This window comes from Micromonospora sp. NPDC047074, from assembly GCF_040643815.1.
Classification (GTDB): domain Bacteria; phylum Actinomycetota; class Actinomycetes; order Mycobacteriales; family Micromonosporaceae; genus Micromonospora.
The window spans coordinates 25525-43244 of the sequence record NZ_JBEYVB010000035.1 but is presented as its reverse complement, the minus strand read 5'-3'; the positions used below and the strand labels follow the sequence as shown (position 1 = coordinate 43244).

Below are 17720 nucleotides of genomic sequence, written 5' to 3'. Positions count from 1 at the left end.
CAGGGCATTGGTCACGACGGGTGCGATCCGTCGTGACCATGACCGCGGCGGGTGCGATCCGCCGCGGTCTCTTTATGGGGCCAATGGGTGCGATCCCCTGGCCCTTCGGTCTTGTCTTGGGACAATGTTGACTGTCAGCCCCTCGGCTGTCAACGATAGTCCCAAGACAATTCTTGGAGATGAGGAGAAGCGGTGGCCGTACACTCGCGCTACCTGGACATTGCGGCCAAGATCCGGGAACGGATCAAGACCAACGAGTGGGAGCCCGGTTCCAAGCTGCCGCGCCTCGACGACTTCGCCGCCGAGTACGGAGCCAACCGGGACACCATCGGGAGAGCTATCGGAGCGCTAGAGGCCGAGGGCTACGTCTGGGCGGTCCAAGGCAGGGGGATCATCGTCCGCCACGGGACCATCCGCCCACGTCGCCCTCGCGGAAACCTGGTGAAGAGGAATGCGACCGCCCCTGGCTACTCGTTCCCCTCGGCATCCAGCCAGGAAGTTTGGAAGCACCACATCCCACCGGTGGCAACGATCGAGCCACTGACCGACCCCCGGATTGCCAAGCTGCTTGGCGTCCCGGCAAGCACCGAAGTCCTACGGCGGTTTCGGGTCACCGGCCCGGAGTCAGAGCCTCCCTTCCAGATCAACATCTCCTGGATCCACCCTCGGGTAGCCGACATTCCAGGCGTTGCCTCGCAAGCGCCTGGCCCGGGGGACTGGCTGTACCGCCTAGAGCGCGCTGGCCACTGGCCGTTGAGCTGGATGGAGATCCACAGGGCGCGCATGCCCAGCAAGGACGAGGCGGCGCTACTTGAGATCCCGACCAGCCTCCCCGTCCTGGAGATCGTGCGTGTCGGCACATCTGGGGGTGACGGTCAGCCCGTCGAAGTGACGGAGTACGTCGTTGCTAGTGACCGTGTCGAGACCATCCACGTCCTGCACCGAGACGAGTCAGCGCAGGGTCCTTGGCCTGAACAGGCCGGCGAGACGCCCGATGGCAGGCACGGGGGTGCCTCATGACGTCAGCTCTCCACCTCGACCAGGCTGGTGGTTCCCACCTTGGATATGTCCGACGGCGCAACGAGGACGCGATCTACCTGGGGTGCTCTCTGATCGCCGTAGCTGATGGGCTTGGAGGACATGTCGCCGGCGACGTAGCCAGCTCAACGGTGATCGAGACACTTCGCCAGTACGACCAGGAAGTTGATCAGCAGGCCCTAGCCACCACGCTGGGGAAGGCTGTCGGTGCCGCCAACGACGCTCTTCGAGCACGGATCACGTCCGAACCTGAGCTCGCCGGCATGGGCACAACCTTGGTCGCCATGTTGATCAACGGGACGAGTGCTGCCCTGGCGAACATCGGGGATTCGCGGGCCTACCGGCTTCGCCGGTCAACCGGGCACACCACACAGATCACTGAAGATCACGTCTACGGGCAACTGGTCGCTGACGCTGCGGACGTACCCAATCTGCCCGAACGGTTAGCACGCTTCCTCGACGGGAGACTGGACGGCCGTTCACCAGACATCACCTTGTTGGCCTTGACCCCAGGCGACCGCTTCCTGCTCTGCTCCGACGGGCTCAGTTCGTACGTGCCGGAGCACCTCCTTCACACCGCCCTGACGGACGCCTCAACACCGAGGCAGGCGGTTGACCACCTGATCGCGGCGGCTCTCGAACACGGCGGTCCGGACAACATCACGGTCGCTGTCCTTGATGTTCTGGCGGGCGCAAACTCCGACTGAGCCGCCTCGGCCCTTACGGCCTCGCCGTAGCTTCCGGACCAAAGACAACCTCAACCCTGCTCAAGGGCCCTGCGCGAACGCCTGAGCCGGGGAATAGCTATCCCCGTCTTTGACCAGCACTGGAGTTGTTTCTGGCCCGAAGCTACCGGCAGGCCTGGCCGGCGAGCAGTTATGAGAGTCGTGTGAAGGAACGAGCGAAACGCCGGGACTGTCAGCTCCGCTATGATTAGATCTCGCGAATGTGGACGACAGTGAAGAACGCTGCCTACGCGCTCTACGCGCGGCGCCTCAACGCGCAACTGGCCGGCGGGAGCCTGCCCCGGCACGTCGCGATCGTCATGGACGGCAACCGCCGATGGGCGCGACAGGCAGGGTTCACCGACGCCAAAATCGGCCACCGCTACGGGGCAGAGCACCTCGACGAGGTCCTTCAGTGGTGCGCAGCAATCGGCATCCAACATGTGACCGCGTTCGTCGCCTCCGTTGACAACCTGCAGAAGCGAGACTCCGACGAAGTCGACAACCTCCTGCGCATGATCGAGGACGTTGTCGCTGAACGCCTGACCCGGCCGTCCAGCATCTGGCAGGTCCACACGGCCGGCAGGCTCGACGTCCTACCGGACTCCACCAGGCACGCCCTCAAGCTGGCCGAAGAAGCCACCCGAGACAACAACACGGCCTTCCATCTCAACATCGCGATCGGCTATGACGGCCGTGAAGAGATCCTCAACGCCATCCGATCGCTGCTCGAAGAGCAAGGGCAAGCCGGTCACACCATCGACGACATTGCCCAACGGCTGACCGCCGACCAGATCGCCACCCACCTCTACACCAGCGGACAACCCGACCCCGACCTGGTCATCCGGACCAGCGGGGAACGCCGCATGTCAGGGTTCCTCCTCTGGCAAGCCGCATACTCCGAGCTGCACTTCACCGACGTCTACTGGCCCGGCTTCCGGAAAATCGACTTTCTCCGCGCCCTACGGTCCTACGCCGCCCGCCATCGCCGGTACGGTGCCTGACGCAGCACCACAATCCCCATCGGTTCCCGCAGGGGGCAACACCACCAAGCCAGACACCTCAGCCCGAGCCGCGCCCAAGGCCGGATCAATAACGTAAGCCGACCCTGGGCCAATTACGTGAGCGCCCACAATGGCGTGACTGCGGGCGATGGCTCCGACGGCCCAGGCCAGCAGCGGGCGGTGGGCGGCCAGGGTGGTGGTGCCGAGGATGGTGCGGGCGTCGGTCCGGTGGCTGTTGGTCATGGTGGTCTCCCCGTCGATGCTGGTCGGGCGGCGCACCCGTGCCCGGGCCGGTGGCGGCCCGGGCACGGGTGCAGTCAGCCGAGGTCCTGGTCGACGTCGACGACGTCGGGCAGGCGGGTCCAGCCGGTGGGGGTCCAGATCTGCCAGTGCTGGCCGGGGCCGGCGGGGGAGTCGCGGTGCAGGGCGCGGGCTACCGCGCGGTGCCAGGTTGGGTCGGTGGTCAGCGGTGCGTTGACGCTGCCGTAGGTGGTCGGGTACGGGGCCCCGGTGGGCTGGCCATCGCCGTCGCGGATGTGCTGCATGAGCCGGGTCGGGGTGCGGGTCGCGGCCAGCCGCTCGGCGACGGCTGCCGCGGTGATGTGCTCGCGGACCAGCTCGGCCAGCACGTCGGCGACGGTGGCGGGCTCGCCGGTGAACAGCCGGCACTGCTGGGCGTACTCGTCAAGCTCTCTCCCTCCGAGGGAATTCGTCTGGTAGGTGGCGCTGCGGTGCGGGTGGCGCGGGTAGGTGGTGATCCAGCCGACGAAGCGGGCACCGAGGTACAGCCGGTGCTGCTCCGCGCGGCCCGGGCCGACCTGGGTGGGGCCGTCGACGCGGAGCTGGGTGTGCGGCACGGTCAGTCCGGTGTGCGGCAGGGTCACCGGCTCGCTGGTCGACGCGGTCACCGTGGCGTTGATCCAGGCCACGCGGATCGGGTTGGAGCGCGTGCAGGTACGGCAGTCGATCGGCGCGGTGACGGCGGCACCGACCGTGACGGTGTCGCCTCGGGTGCTTGCCCCGCACGAGCCGGCGACGTAGCGGGGTTCGCCGGCCGGGCCCTTGATGCTGCTGAGGTTGCCGAGGTGGACGACGCGGCCCCGGCCGATGCGGACCGGTGCGAGTTGGGCGGGCCGGGTGTTGGTGCTGGTCATGATCTCGATCCCTTCGATGCGCTGACGGGTTGGTGAGAGCCGGGCCGGCCCACCGGGGGCCGGCCCGGCTGGGTGTCAGCAGTCGTCGGGGTCGTTGCCGTCGTGCTGGTCGGCCGCGCCGTACAGGGAGGTCCCGATCTCGGTGAGCTGGGCGAAGAGGCCGTGGCGGTAGACCACCTGGTTGCGGATCGCCTCGGCCTTCGGCGGCCACTGGCCGACCAGGTAGTCGGCCAGCGCCTGCCGGGCGGCGTCGGCGAGGGCCTGCGCCTGGTCGTTGCCGGCCAGGTCGACGGCGGCGGCGAAGATCGCGCCGGCGATGTCGTAGCCGACCCCGGCCGGGTGGTTGCGTACCCGCAGGTTGGCGGCCCGCAGGACGACCGACGGGCTGAACGTGCCGGTCTCGAACGAGCACTCCGGGTGGCACGGGTCTCCGGCGCTGACGCCGTAGGCGTCGGCACCGCAGCCGACGCACTGGTCGTTGTGGTCGATCTCTCGGGTCGGGATCGTCGTACGCTGGGTCATGGAACTCCCTTTCGCAGAGGGGTTGTTCTTCCTGGTCCGGCCGGGTGGTGGCTCACCTGGCCGGACCGTTCCTTGCCTCTTTATCGTACAGGAAAAGGTACAGAAAAAGCTCCTTCGAGGGGTCTTTTTCTGTACCTTTTTGCCGTACGCTGCGGACATGAGCAGTGAATCTGAGATGCGCCGGCCCGAGGTGTCGGCGGGGATGGCGGCGGCCCGGGACCGGGGTGTGCGGCTGGGTCGGCCGCCGGCGCCAGTGCCGCCCTCGGCCACCCGGGCGGCGGAACTGCGCGGTGAGGGCCTGTCGCTGGCGGCCATCGCCGAGACGCTGAACGCCGAGCAGGTGCCGACCCCGTCGGGCAAGGGCAAGTGGGCCAAGAGCAGCGTCAGCTACGTGCTGACCCGGTATGACGCGGCGCAAGAGTCGGCGTAGGCCATGGTGGGCGGGGTTGCGGGCTTGCCCGCGCGCGGTGCCGGGGGTGGGGTGGGATCTCCTCGTGTCGGCCGATCTCCGATCGACCAGACCGGCTCCGGGACGGCCAGGCTCGGCGTAGCCGACCGCGAAGCGGCTTGGCCTGGTCGTCCCGGAGCCGGTCTGGTAGCCCTCTGGGCGGCCGGCGCGAGGGGATCCCACCCCTGGGTGACCACTCACCCACCTGGCGCCGACGGTCGCCCGGGCATCTCCGAGAGAGGCCCCGCCGGAGGCCTCGTTCTACCGCCGGTTTACCGGCGGGAACTGACCCGCACCGACGCGCGGGCACTGCCCCCGGTGCGCCCACCGGCGGCGCGGCAACAGGGGTGCGGCGTATGCGCCGGCCGGCTACCTTGATGTGCTCGGAAACGATCATGCGGGGGAATCGTGAGCGAGCCGCACAGCCAGGCCACGCCAGAGCGCGACGTCGACGCGGCGTTGACCGGGTTGCAGGACCAGATTGACGCGATCGTGCGGGTGCTGGGCGATCACCAGCGGGTGTTCGAGGCGCTGCGTGCGGCGGGGCTGCTGCCAGATGGTGGTGGCGCGGGCCAGGACCGGTGATGGCTGCGCCTCGTGACACGACGGTCGAGCGGATCGTCGCGTCGGTGGATCGGGTCGATGACCTGGCGAGTCGGGCGGAGTCCCTGGCGGCGCAGGTAGCCGGCCCCGCCCCGGCCCCGCCCGTGGACCAGGCTGTCCGGCAGCGATTGCTCGCCGCCCAGGCCGTCGCCGCCGAGGTCTACCGCCAGCAGCTCGACGACGCGCCAGGGCCATCGCGGTGGCTGACCGCACAGGGCGTACCGACTGACGGGCGCTGGACGGTGGGATACGCCCCGGACCGGCCGGCAACGGTCGTCAACGAGCTGCGGCGGCGCGGGTTCTCCGACGCCGAGATCGTGGCCAGTGGCCTGGCCGCGACCAGCCGCGGCGGCCAGTTGGTCGACCGGTTCCGCAACCGCGTGATGGTCGGGGTGCGAGACCACCGTGCTGCCGGGGCGCCGGTCGTCGGGTGGGTCGGCTACGCCCCGCCCGGCGCGGCGACCGACGCGGCGCCGGTGCTGCACAGCCCCACCACGGCGGTCTACCGGCCGGCGGACTGCCTCATCGGCCTGGCGGAGCAGCCCGAGCGGGACGGCCGGGCAGTCGTGGCCCGCAGCGCGTTGGAGGCCATCGCCTTGGCCGAACGCGCCGACGAGCTGGGTAAGGACGCGCCGCTGGTGGTGGCGCCCGCCGGGCCCACGCTGACCGGCTCGCAGGTCGCCGCGCTCACCGCGCACGCCGACACGGCGGCCGGCGTCACCGTCGTGCTCGAAAACGAGCACGACCGGCAGGCCGAACGGGCTTACCAACTGCTCGCCCCTGCCGTGGCCCGGCACCCGAGCAGGCCAGGGCCGCTCGGGTTCGCGTTCCCCGGCGCCCCTGGCGCCGTGGTGGAGTCCTTCCCGCTGGTGGAGGCTGCGGTCACCAGCCGGGTCGCCCGGGCCGTGCGGGGCTTCGTCACGCGGGCGGGGCGGGCGGTGGCCGCTGACTCCATCCGCGCCATGCTCGACGGGCAGGCCGCCGATCTCGTCGACCGGTGGGCCTCGTACGCCGCCGAGCGGCTGGGTGTGCCCGTCATGCCCACGCCGCCGGCACCTGCGACCACGACCCCGGACACCGCCGTCGACGCGCCGGCACCAGTGATGCTCAGCGGCGCCGCCGCCACGAACGGCCCTCCGTCCGCTCCTGGTGACCAGCCGCCCAGATCAGCACCGGAGCAGCAGCGAGCAGAGACGGAGACGCGGGATGAACCGGTACGGGGCTCAGGCCCAGAGGCACTGGCAGACGTACCTGCCCCAGCGGTACGCGACCATCGAGGACCCGAACAGCTTCTTCTCGACTTTGGGGGAGGAAGCAGCGACGGCGATCGAGCAGCGGGCCCGGGAGCTGGCCGGGCCGGACCAGCCGGACGAGGGCTACCTCGGCAAGCTGGGCCGGCTGAACGCGGCGCAGCGGACGGCGGAGGAGGAGATCCTGCCCGAGCTGATCCTGATCGACCCGGCGACGGACGGCCCGCCGGGCGAGACGCCGAGCGCGTCAACGACGCCGGCGAGCCCGGCGTGGACGCCGCTGGTGGAGGACCCGAACGACCCGTGGTGGCAGCGGGTCGCGCAGGAAGAGGCCGACCAGAACGACGAACCGGTGCCACCGACCCGGTAGCCGATCCGGTCGACGACGTCGGCGCGGCCGGCCCCGATCCCACCGGGCCGGCCGCCGACGACCCGGCGCCCGACGCCGCGGTGGTTGATGCCACGGAATCGTTCCGGCCGAGCGGCCAGCAGGACCTGGCGCCCGCCGGCGAGATGGCCAAGCTCCGAGCGAACCTGGCCGCTCTGCGAACCCTGCGGGAGGTGCAGGCCGCCGGGCGGCCGGCGACCGCCCAGGAGCAGGCCGTGCTGGCTCGCTGGTCCGGGTGGGGTGCGGTGGCGGGGGTGTTCGAGGCCCGCACCAACCACCCCAACTACGCCCGCTTCGCCGCGCAGCGAGCCGAGTTGCGGGAGCTGCTGTCGCCGGCGGAGTTCGCCGCCGCCGAGCGCACTGTCCTCAACGCGCACTACACCGATGTCGCCTACGTGCAGGCGATCTGGGACGCGGTGCGGGAGCTGGGCTTCGACGGCGGCGCGGTGTTGGAGCCGGGCTGCGGGTCCGGCAACTTCATCGGCCTCGCCCCGGCCACGGCGCGGATGGTCGGGGTGGAGTTGGACCCGGTGACCGCCGGTATCGCCGCCGCCCTGTATCCGCACGCGGAGATCCGCACCGAGAGCTTCGCCGAGACCCGGGCCCCGTCCGGGGCGTTCGACCTGGCGGTGGGCAACGTGCCGTTCGCGCGGCTGCCCCTGGTCGACCGGCGGCACAACCCGGGCCGGCACTCGCTGCACAACCACTTCATCATCAAGAGCCTGCACTTGACCCGGCCCGGTGCGCTGGTCGCGGTGCTGACCTCCCGTTTCACGATGGACGCCCGGCACCCGGCGGCCCGGCGGGAGATGGCCGCGCTGGCCGACCTGGTCGCCGCGGTGCGTCTGCCCTCGGGCGCGCACCAGGCCACCGCCGGCACGCAGGCCGTCACCGACCTGCTGATCCTGCGGCGCCGCGAGCCGGACCGTGAGCCCGCTGCGATGACGTGGGAGCAGACCCGCCCCCTGGACCTCGACACGAACGCCGAGCAGCCTGAGCACGTCAACGGCTACTTCCTCGACCACCCGGAGCGGGTACTCGGGGAGATGGTGCTGGGGCGCGGCATGAACCGCGACGGCGAGCTGATCGTGCGCGCGGGCGGCGACACGGCCGTGGACCTGGCGCGGGTACTACGCGACGTCGTCGACGAGGCCCGCCGCGACGGGCTGGCCATGACGCCCCGCGACGACGCCGACCGGCAGGCCGAACCGCTGGCGGTGCTCGCGCCGACCGACCGCGCCGAGGGCCACATCGAGGCCCTGGACGACGGCGCCTTCACCACGGTCGCCGATGGTCAGATCGTGCCCCACGAGGTGCCCGCCACGCAGGCCAACGAGCTGCGGGCGCTGCTCGGGCTGCGTGACACCGTGACCGCCCTGCTGTCCGCTGAGGCGGCCACCCTCGACGACGGTGACGAGCACGGCGGCCCGGCCACCGAGGGAACGCCAGCGGCGCTGCGCGCGCAGCTCAACGACCGCTACGACGCCTACGTGGCCACCTACGGGCCGCTCAACCGGTACACCCGGCGCCCGACCGGCCGCACGGACCCGGAGACCGGCGAGCCGAAGATGGCCCGGATCAACCCGCCGATGGGCAAGTTCCGGCAGACCGACCCGCACGCCGCCACCGTGTTCGCCCTCGAACACTTCGACGATCCGACCCAGCGCGCCACCAAGGCCGACATCTTCACCCGGCGCGTCATCCTGCCCCGGGCACCGCAGCTCGGCGCCGACACCCCGCAGGACGCGCTGGCGATCTGCGTCGACACCCACGGCGAGGTGCGGCTGCCGGAGGTGGCCCGGCTGCTGGGTGTCAGCGAGCCGGAGGCCCGCGCCGCGCTCGGCGAGCTGGTCTTCGACGAACCCGACACGGGCCGGCTCGTGGAGGCCCCGGAGTACCTGTCGGGCAACGTGCGCGTCAAGCTGCGTGCCGCCCAGGCCGCCGCCGAGGAAGACCCGCGTTTCGAGACCAATGTGCGAGCGCTGCACCGTGTCGTGCCCCGCGACCTCGGGCCGGGCGAGATCGACGCGGCGTTCGGTGCGCCGTTCCTGCCCGCCGCCGTCGTCGAGCAGTTCCTGCGGGAAACGCTGCGTGATCCGGGGCTGCGGGTGGAGCACGTCGGCGGATCCGACTGGCGGGTCCGCGGCTTGCGCGCCGGCGTGCTGGCCTGCTCGACCTGGGGCACGGAAGGTATGGCCGCGCCGGACCTGGCGCAGCGGCTGCTGACCAAGACCCCGATCCGGGTGTTCGTGGAGGTGGAAGAGGGCAAGCGGGCCCTCGACGTGGAGGCCACCGCAGCGGCGCAGGCCAAGGCGATCGAGCTGGAGGAACGCTTCGCCGCCTGGGTGTGGGAGGACCCGGACCGGGCCGCCGACGTCGCCACCCGCTACAACGAGCTGTTCAACGCCACCGTGCCGCGCTCCTACGTCGGGGTGACCCGGTCGCTGCCGGGCATCGCGGTGGGCTTCGTGCCCCGCCCACACCAGGTGGAGGCGGTGGCCCGCATCGTCGCCGAACCCGCGGTCGGGCTGTTCCACGCCGTCGGCGCCGGCAAGACCGCCGTGATGGCCATCTCCGCGATGGAGCAGCGCCGCCTCGGCCTGGTCAACAAGCCGGCGATCGTGGTGCCCAACCACATGCTGGAGCAGTTCACCCGCGAGTTCCTCCAGATCTACCCCCGGGCCCGACTGCTGGCCGCCGGCCGCGACGACATGAGCACCCAGCGGCGGCGCCGCTTCGTCGCCAGGGCCGCGACCGGCGACTGGGACGCGATCATCATGGCCGCCTCGTTCTTCGAGCGGCTGTCGCTGTCCCCGGACGAGCAGCGCGCCTTCCTCAACGAGGAACTGGCCGAACTGCGCGAGAAGATCGTGCGCGCCGGTGAGCAGGCCATCGAAAACGGCGAGAGCCCCAAGCGAAACAGCACCGTCAAGCGGCTCCAGAACACCCTCGCGCGCAAAGAGGAACGGATCAAGGCGAAGCTGGGCAAGGCCCGGGATCCGGGTGTCACGTTCGAGCAGACCGGCATCGACTTCATCTACCGCGACGAGCTGCACGAGCTGAAGAACGACACCATCAACAGCGCCATCCCCGACGCCGGCCACGAGGGCTCCGACCGGGCGGTCGACTTCCGGATGAAGCTGAGCTACCTACGCCGCAAGCAGGGCCTTCGGGTGGTGTGTGGCGCCACCGCCACCCCGATCGCCAACAGCGTGCGAGAGCTGTACGTGGTGACCCGCCAACTCCGCCCGGACCTGCTGGCGGCCACCGGCACCACCGACTTCGACACCTGGGCGGCCACCTTCGCCAAGGTCGTCACCGCGATCGAGGTGTCGCCGACCGGGCAGGGCTTCCAGATGCGCGCCCGGCTGGCCAAGTACACCAACGTGCCCGAGCTGTCGCTGATGATGCGCAGCTACGGCGACGTCCGCACACCCGAGGACCTGGCGCTGCCCACGCCGCTGCTGACCCAACGCGACGACGGCGAACGCGCCCCGCACATCATCACGCTCGACCCGTCACCCGAGCTGGAGGAATTCATCTCCAGCCTCGACGAGCGCGTCGACGACATCCGCAACCGCCGCGTCGAGCCGGAGCAGGACAACATGCTCAAGGTCTCCGGGGAGGCCCGCGCCGCCTCCCTGGACATGCGCCTGATCGGCGGCGAGCAGAACACCCCCGGCAAGATCGACGCCGCCGCCGACCGCATCGCGGCGATCTGGCGAGACACCCGCGACACCGTCTACCTGCTCAGCCCCGACGCCGGCACGCCGGTGCCGCACCCCACCCCGGGTGCCCTGCAGATCGTCTTCTGCGACCAGTCCACACCCAACCCGGAGAAGTGGAACGTCTACGACGCCCTCGCCGACCTGCTCGTCGACCGGGGGATGCCCCGCGAGAAGATCCGCTACATCCACGAGGCCGACACCGACGCCAAGAAGGCCAGCCTGTTCAACGCCTGCCGCTCCGGCGACGTCGCCGTGCTCATCGGCTCCACCGCCAAGATGGGTGTCGGCACCAACGTCCAGGCCCGCGCGGTCGCGCTGCACCACCTCGACTGCCCGTGGCGGCCGGCTGACGTAACCCAACGCGAGGGCCGCATCCTGCGTCAGGGCAACCAGAACGCCGAGGTCAGCATCTACCGCTACGTCGTCGCCGGCAGCTTCGACGCCTTCTCCTGGCAGACCGTGGCCCGCAAGGGCACCTTCATCGACCAGATCATGCGCGGCACCTCCGCCCGCGAGATCGAGGACGTCAGCGACGAGACGTTGCAGGCGCACCAGATCAAGGCCATCGCCACCGGCAACCCGCTGCTGATGGACCGCGAGCAGGTCGCCCAGGACCTCACCCGCCTAGACCGCGCCGACCGCGCCCACCACAACACCCAGGCGGCGCTGCGCCGACAGATCGGCGACCTCAAGGCGTGGATCGTCAAGGACACCCGCCGCGTCGACGTCCTCGACGACGCGATCAGCCGCCGCCAGGACACCCGCGGCGACAAGTTCGCCGCCACCGTCGCCGGGCACCGCTTCACCAAACGCGCCGAGGCCGGCCGGGCCCTGCAACACGCCCTGACCGCCCACTCCCAGGGCATCGCCTCCACCGACCAGCGCGAAGCCGACGGCGTGGCCGAGCTCGGCGGCTTCCGCGTCGACGCGGTGCTCTGGACCGGCCGCGACGGCCTGCTCGTCGCGCTGAAATTCCACGGAATCCCCGACTCCTCCACCACCATCAGCCTCACCGCCGCCATCGAGGGTGACCCCACCGGCCTGATCCGCCGCCTGGAGAACCAGCTCACCGACCTCGACAGCACCCGGGCCACCGTGCAGGCGCGCATCGCGCAGCAACAGGACGAGATCGACCGGGCCGTCGAGCAACTCGACCAGCCCTTCCCCCGCCGCGCCGAACTGCTGGACGCCCGTCGTCGGCTGCGCGCCATCAACGCCGTCATCGACCTGATGGCCGCCCCACCACCACCCCCGCCGAGCGCGCCGCCCGCCGTGCCGGTCACCGTCATCGACTGGATGCCAGCCAACCTGCGCGAGGGCCTGACCCCCGACGAACAGAGCTGGCTCGAACGCCGGGTACAGAGCGTCGCCGGCGACAGAGCCGTCCAGCAGGCCGCCCGCACCACCGATCTGCCCACCTTCGCCGCCACCTTCGACACCGCGCTCCGCCACGCGCTGGCCGACCCCGGCAACACGGAGATGGCCGTGGCCGTCATGCTCCGGTGCGACGAGCCGGACTGGCGCCACGCCCTCTACAGCGCCGCCGGGCAGGCCGTGCACCAGGCAGTCCGTGACGCGCCGCCTCCGCCGTCGCCGTCAGTGGCGCCGACCGCGACGCCCACGGCCGCGGCCGGGCCGCACCAACCAGTCGACCCACTGACGCCCGCCGCGATCATCGCCGCCACCACCCCGGAGGACCGGGCGCTGCTGGACGCCTGCAGCAAGCAGGCGTTCCGCGCCGACGACGTCCAGGCGGCCATCCACGCCCACGACCAGGCCGCGTTTGCCACCGCTTACACCTCCGCGATGACCACGGCGATCAGCGAGGTCGACAGCCCCGACGCCGTGGTACGCCTCGCCGAGCTACACGGTGACGAGGCGTTCCGCACCGGCCTGACGAACTTGGTCTGGGACAACCTCGCGCCGCTCCTTCGATCCGAGCGCCAAGCCGTGCCCGCCTCGGCGGTCGACTCGGCCTCGGTCGCCGCCAAGGCGTTCCTCCCCGTTCCTCGCGCGGCGTCGACGAGCGGCCCGGCCGCCGCGCCCGTCTCACCGGCCCCGACCAGCACCTACCGCGCCGCCGACCACGACCACGCCCGCTGATCCGCCAGGCGATTGCCGGCTCCATTGACGCTCTTGGCCCCGATGCCGGAATAAACGATCACACCCTCGGCGCTCTTAGACTGAACGACCGTCGATAGCTGCCGCCGCCAGGCGGATCATGAGCGCACCCGGACCAGAGACATCTCTATGTAGGGGCGTCGGCGGGGGAGGAAATGAAACGGCGTCCTGCGGTGAGCCACGGCCACGGCGTCCGCGATGTGCGTGGCCTGGATCGCGCTGCCTGGGTCGAACTCGCCAAGGGCGCCGTCGTCGACCTCGTTGAGGCCGAGTTCGCTGTGCCGCACGCAGAGCTGGAAGCCCGGCTGTGGGAGCGAGTGTGGGAAGAACCTGGAAGCGGTCGGCGTGCCTCCTTTTTCCCGCACATCCTCAGCGAGGCGGTACGGGACCTCACCGCAGAAGAGCAGATCCAGACCTGGGAGCACCCGACCAAGGGTGGGATCACCACCGAGCTGATCATCCCCGGCAACGTCGACGGCCGCTGGACATACATCGAGCGGGTCATCCGGCGTAAGGCCATGCTCTACGCCCGCTTCCTGCGGTGGAGCAAGACGGAGTTCGGCCCGGCGGGCGAGGCCGTCGTGCGTGCCTCGCTCACCGACGCGATGCACCGCGGCTTCGTACCGATCACGCCAGGCTTCGGAGAGGTGGCCACCCTCGGCACGGCCAGCGTGAGAGGCCCACTGGACTCCGGCGCGTGGATGCTCGTCAACGACCCGGTGGCGAGACTGCCCGTTCCGCACGCCGTCCTGTTCGAGATCAAGAACCGGCGGTTGACCCTCTACCCCCGACACGCCGAAGTGCACCAGCTCCTCTACAAGGCCGCCCACTACCAACAGGAGCTGCCCGGTCAGCGGATCGTTCCGGTGCTGATCTGCCGACGCGCCCACAAGTGGCTGTTCTGGATGGCGAAGGATCTCGGATTCATCGTCCACGACACCAAGAAGCAGTACCTGACGCTGCCCGACAAGACCGACCCCCGTCTGCTGGAGGAAGTCCGCGCTGGCCTCGCGCTCGATGACCTGCAGCTGGTCTCCAGTACCTCCCAGCCACGCATCCACAACCTCTTCCTGGAGGTGCTTCCCGCTCAGGCCCGCGCCGTCGCAGAACGATGGGCGCAGGCCGGCTCGACCCTGCTCAAGCACTACCAGACGATGCGTGACGACAGGTTGAAGCCGTGGACCCGGACCGAGGCCCTCGCAGACCTCCGTGCCGACGCCGCCCTCGCGCTCGACGCCGCCGGAGTACCTCCCGACGAGCAGATCCTGGCCTGGGCACTGGAGGAAGACACCGACACTCCCGAGGGTTACTGAACCACCAACGCATCAGCCCAGAGCGCGGCGCCGATCAGAAGGGCGGCTCCTCGTCGAAGTTGCCACGTGCGGGGGCGACGTCGGCCCAAGGGTCCTCGAAGTTGCCACGAGGCGCCGGTGCCGGCGGCGGGCTCGGCTTGGGCGGCAGCGTCGGTACGTCGCCCTCGTAGTCGTCGAGCACAGCGTTCCAGCGCTTCTTCAGCTCACCCCGCAGAGTCACCTCGGACCAGTTGTCCTCGGGCCACCGGTCTTCGTCCGGGCTCCGGTCCGCCAGGGCGCAGAACGCCTGGAGAATGGCATCAACGGTTGCCCAGGTACGCGGCACAACGGCACCAGTCAGCACGCGGCGGATGGTCTCGGTGCTCGCCGTACCCGGCAGGTCCTCGTTGTCCCGGATCCAGCTCTCGATCTGCCGCAGTGTCGGCCGGCCAGCCTCCCGGTAGTGCGTGAACAACTCCTCGACGAAGGCGCGGCGAGGACCTTCCGGCAGCACGTCCTTCGACGGCATCCTCAACGTTCTCGGCACACTCGCCCCCGCTCGGAAGTCACGCTTTGACAACCGAAGTCTAAGGACCACCACCTACGACTCGCTTTCCCAGCATCACGACAACGCTGGAACAACCATGAGCCCAAGTCGACGTCCGGAGATCAACTGCTCTGAGCAGGCCTAACGATGGATTCATCAGCAAGCTCGACCGTCGAAAGGCTGCCCGTTGACCACCCTGACCGTCCGCGGCATCTGGCTCGCGATCGCCGCCCTAACGGCCGTCCTCGTCGGCGCCACCGCTGGCCTGCTCGCCTGGGCCGGCGGCCTCAATCCGCCCACCGCCGTGCTGACGGGGGGTGGTGGCTTCGGCGGCACCCTCCTGCTCATCCTTACTGCCGTCCGGTTCACGGTCGGCGAGCCGCAGTGAGGCAGGGAATCTCTTGATCTGGTCCCCGCTAGCCTCGCTCGAAGACCCCGCTCCACCGCGGCGACGTGGACTTGCGCCTTCGATTGCAGTGGTCGCCGCCCGCGTCAGTCGCGGCGACGTCCCGGCCAACGCGTACCGGCGCGAGCCGGTTCCGGGTCGTCAGTCGATGGGTACGGCTCAGATCGCCGGGCAGACGAAGGACCCATCGACTACCTGCCCGGAAGCCACTCCACGCGGCGTATGCGTTTGTATACTTTTCCCATGTCGGTAGACCCGTACCGGTTCTCGTACACCAGCTACGAGGCGCTCGACCGCGCCGGCGTCGGCTGGCAGGCGGCCCTGCACGTGCTCACCGCCTCCCGGCCGCGGATCGTGCGCCACATCGGCGCGGTGATGCACGTCGTCGGCGCGGTGCCGGACGGGCGGCTGCTGGCGGTGGCGCTTATCGAGGAGACCGACGACGAGTACGTGGTAGTCGGGGCGCGGTGGCTCGACGATGACGAGGCGCAGCCACTGCGCAAGTTGATGGAGAGGGGCGGGCGATGAGCCGAGCAGAGGACATCAGAGCGGCGCAGGAGTCGCTGGAAAGCCAGGACTGGTCCGACGCGGTGGTCGACGACACCCCGCCGACGACGAAGGTGAGCATGTCCGCCCGGTACTCGAGCGACATCGCCCGCCGGGTGATGGAGGACGCGGAGGCCCGCGGCGTGAAGCCAGGGGCGATCCTGCGGGAGATCGTGGAGGCGCACTATGCCGCGCTCGACGCCGCCGGCGACGAGCCGATCACCGTACGGCCCGCCGACGTCGTCCGCGCGCTGGCCCAGGTTGCCCGGCGGGAGCGTCCCGCCGCCGCGTAGCACAGCCGCTTGGGGCGACCCTGCATGGCGAGCCCCCTCCGGCCCGCCGCCAATGCCCGCACGCACTTGAACTCTAGTTAGCCCCTAGCTAGAGTTAGGGCATGGCTCCGAAGATGACCGTGCAGACGCAGCTCGTGCTTCGCGCGTTGCTGGAGAACCCAACCCAGGAGTTGTACGGGCTGCAGCTGAGTGAGGCGGCCGGGCTGGCGACCGGCACCATCCACCCCATTCTGGCTCGGCTGGAGGCTCTCGGTTGGCTGGAGTCTCGCTGGGAAGACATCGACCCCGCCATCGAAGGCCGTCCGAAGCGGCGCTACTACAAGCTGAGCCCGGATGGCGCTGAACACGCCCGTCACGCGTTGGCCACCGCGCGTACGCCGATCAGCCGGCTGGCTGGCCTCCGCCTCGGTCCGGCCGCTGGCGGGGTTGCCGGATGAGTGACATGGCAACCATTGAGCGACGAGCGACCGAACTTCTCCAGAAGCTACGCAAGCCCGTCCAGGTCCTACGCGACGGCGCTCTGGACAAAGAATGCGACTGCGACTGGGCTGCTCGGTCAGCCTTGAAGGTACATCGACAAGCTGGAGCAGCGGCTCTTACGTGGTCAGCCACTTGATGAGTCTCCGTGGGGCTTGAACGAAACGCTCGATGACGCCCTCGCCTGCGCGGGATCTCACTCCACCGCCGAGAGTGAGGAGGCCAGAGCGTCTGCTTGGTCGAAGGTCAACGTGCTATGTAAGTTGACTCCAGAGGCCCGGGCGGCGGACTCGCATACCGCCGAGCTGACTCCATCGGGCACGCCTTCGGCGACGTGGGCTAGACGCTCGCCTTCCGCGGAGCGGTTGGTTAGCGCTGCTGTTCGCGTCCTGCCCGCCGAACATCGCAGCCGTTACCGGGACGAGTACCGCTCCGAGCTGTACGACATTGCGGCAACCGGCGCGTCCCGATGGAGCCTGGTGGCTTACGCCCTCCGGCTTGTCGACCGGGCCTGGGTTCTGCGGGCCGAGCTTCGTGACGCGACACTCGGGCGGGTGGGATCTTGAACGCTGGGATCTTCGACATGCAGCCAAAGACTGAAGCCTCCGTGACGCCCCTCAGGGACGACGAGGGCATGCCACTTGCCATGCGTCTTCTCTGGCTGCTGGTGGCCCTCGTTGGGTCTGGTGTCATCGGGATTCTGGCTGGTCTAGTAACCGCTGCGGTGACAGAAAGTATCGAGAAAGGCCTCGGTGCTGGAGGAGTCGCCACAATCGGCGCGGCCACGGTCAGCATTGCGGCGATGGTCTTCTTGCACGGCGCCGGAACCAAGAGCTGACCCCCTGATGTGCCAGCGAGGTCGACGCTAGCTTCCGCCCCCGGCTACAGCTCCGCCGCATGCCGGCGGCCGGCACGGTGACGGCGGCGCCCGACTCCCCCGCTCCTGTCACCGCCCACCGGGTCACCCACCACGACCACGTCGTACCCGAGCGGTGCCCCACACCGACGCGACACGTCCTCACGCTCCCGGGTGCCGTGGTCGCCGCCCGCGTCCAGTCACGGTGACGTCCCGGCCTGCGCGCACCGGCGCGGGCCCGCTGCCGGGTCGTCAGTCGGTGGGCGCGGTTCAGATCACCAGGTGGGTGGCGGCGCGCGAAGGTCACGGTGGTCTCGCCGCA

General features: G+C 70.1%; 15 protein-coding genes. 12 read left to right on the top strand and 3 right to left on the bottom strand.

The window, feature by feature from the left end; genetic code table 11:
• Positions 1-192 precede the first annotated feature (192 nt).
• The 3 genes from ABZ809_RS27740 to uppS all read left to right on the top strand — a co-directional run bounded on the left by ABZ809_RS27740 (position 193) and on the right by uppS (position 2767).
• A complete protein-coding gene (locus ABZ809_RS27740; RefSeq protein WP_357565549.1) occupies positions 193-1020 on the top strand; it encodes a GntR family transcriptional regulator in 828 nt (275 codons plus the stop codon).
• Positions 1017-1745: a protein phosphatase 2C domain-containing protein gene (locus ABZ809_RS27735; protein ID WP_357565548.1), complete on the top strand. Its 729-nt coding sequence runs from the start codon at positions 1017-1019 to the stop codon at positions 1743-1745. The genes ABZ809_RS27740 and ABZ809_RS27735 overlap by 4 nt, the downstream gene beginning before the upstream one ends.
• A 251-nt stretch (positions 1746-1996) precedes the next feature.
• On the top strand, positions 1997-2767 hold the full coding sequence (uppS, locus tag ABZ809_RS27730) for a polyprenyl diphosphate synthase (protein WP_357565547.1): 771 nt from the start codon (positions 1997-1999) through the stop codon (positions 2765-2767).
• A gap of 317 nt (positions 2768-3084) precedes the next feature.
• Here the strand turns inward: uppS and ABZ809_RS27725 are convergent, their stop codons facing one another.
• Positions 3085-3921 (bottom strand): hypothetical protein, encoded by an 837-nt coding sequence (locus ABZ809_RS27725; RefSeq protein WP_357565546.1) that lies wholly within the window; start codon positions 3919-3921, stop codon positions 3085-3087.
• Positions 3922-3996: 75 nt separating this feature from the next.
• Positions 3997-4443: a hypothetical protein gene (locus ABZ809_RS27720; protein ID WP_357565545.1), complete on the bottom strand. Its 447-nt coding sequence runs from the start codon at positions 4441-4443 to the stop codon at positions 3997-3999.
• Positions 4444-4600: 157 nt separating this feature from the next.
• On the opposite strand from ABZ809_RS27720, the gene ABZ809_RS27715 reads away from it, so the two are divergent.
• The 4 genes from ABZ809_RS27715 to ABZ809_RS27700 all read left to right on the top strand — a co-directional run bounded on the left by ABZ809_RS27715 (position 4601) and on the right by ABZ809_RS27700 (position 14294).
• Positions 4601-4873 (top strand): recombinase family protein, encoded by a 273-nt coding sequence (locus tag ABZ809_RS27715; protein WP_357565544.1) that lies wholly within the window; start codon positions 4601-4603, stop codon positions 4871-4873.
• Between the two features lie 426 nt (positions 4874-5299).
• Positions 5300-5476 carry a hypothetical protein gene (locus tag ABZ809_RS27710; RefSeq protein ID WP_165942569.1) on the top strand — a complete coding sequence of 59 codons (177 nt, stop codon included), beginning with the start codon at positions 5300-5302 and terminating at the stop codon, positions 5474-5476.
• Positions 5476-12963: a helicase gene (locus ABZ809_RS27705; RefSeq protein WP_357565543.1), complete on the top strand. Its 7488-nt coding sequence runs from the start codon at positions 5476-5478 to the stop codon at positions 12961-12963. The genes ABZ809_RS27710 and ABZ809_RS27705 overlap by 1 nt, the downstream gene beginning before the upstream one ends.
• A gap of 191 nt (positions 12964-13154) precedes the next feature.
• Entirely contained in the window at positions 13155-14294 is a 1140-nt protein-coding gene (locus tag ABZ809_RS27700) for a hypothetical protein (RefSeq protein WP_357565542.1), read from the top strand.
• A 34-nt stretch (positions 14295-14328) separates the two neighbouring features.
• Here the strand turns inward: ABZ809_RS27700 and ABZ809_RS27695 are convergent, their stop codons facing one another.
• Complete coding sequence (locus ABZ809_RS27695) at positions 14329-14802, bottom strand: hypothetical protein (RefSeq protein WP_357565541.1); 474 nt, start codon at positions 14800-14802, stop codon at positions 14329-14331.
• A gap of 205 nt (positions 14803-15007) precedes the next feature.
• Between ABZ809_RS27695 and ABZ809_RS27690 the strand changes: the two genes are divergently transcribed.
• From ABZ809_RS27690 to ABZ809_RS27670, 5 genes are all read left to right on the top strand, one after another.
• Positions 15008-15208 (top strand): hypothetical protein, encoded by a 201-nt coding sequence (locus ABZ809_RS27690; protein ID WP_357565540.1) that lies wholly within the window; start codon positions 15008-15010, stop codon positions 15206-15208.
• A gap of 261 nt (positions 15209-15469) precedes the next feature.
• Positions 15470-15754 carry a hypothetical protein gene (locus ABZ809_RS27685; protein ID WP_357565539.1) on the top strand — a complete coding sequence of 95 codons (285 nt, stop codon included), beginning with the start codon at positions 15470-15472 and terminating at the stop codon, positions 15752-15754.
• The gene (locus tag ABZ809_RS27680; RefSeq protein WP_357565538.1) at positions 15751-16065 is read left to right on the top strand and encodes a hypothetical protein; all 315 of its coding nucleotides are present in this window, start codon (positions 15751-15753) and stop codon (positions 16063-16065) included. Before ABZ809_RS27685 ends, ABZ809_RS27680 begins: the two co-directional genes overlap by 4 nt.
• Positions 16066-16166: 101 nt before the next feature.
• Positions 16167-16502 carry a helix-turn-helix transcriptional regulator gene (locus tag ABZ809_RS27675; protein ID WP_357565537.1) on the top strand — a complete coding sequence of 112 codons (336 nt, stop codon included), beginning with the start codon at positions 16167-16169 and terminating at the stop codon, positions 16500-16502.
• Between the two features lie 602 nt (positions 16503-17104).
• Entirely contained in the window at positions 17105-17380 is a 276-nt protein-coding gene (locus ABZ809_RS27670) for a hypothetical protein (RefSeq protein ID WP_357565536.1), read from the top strand.
• Positions 17381-17720: the final 340 nt, after the last annotated feature.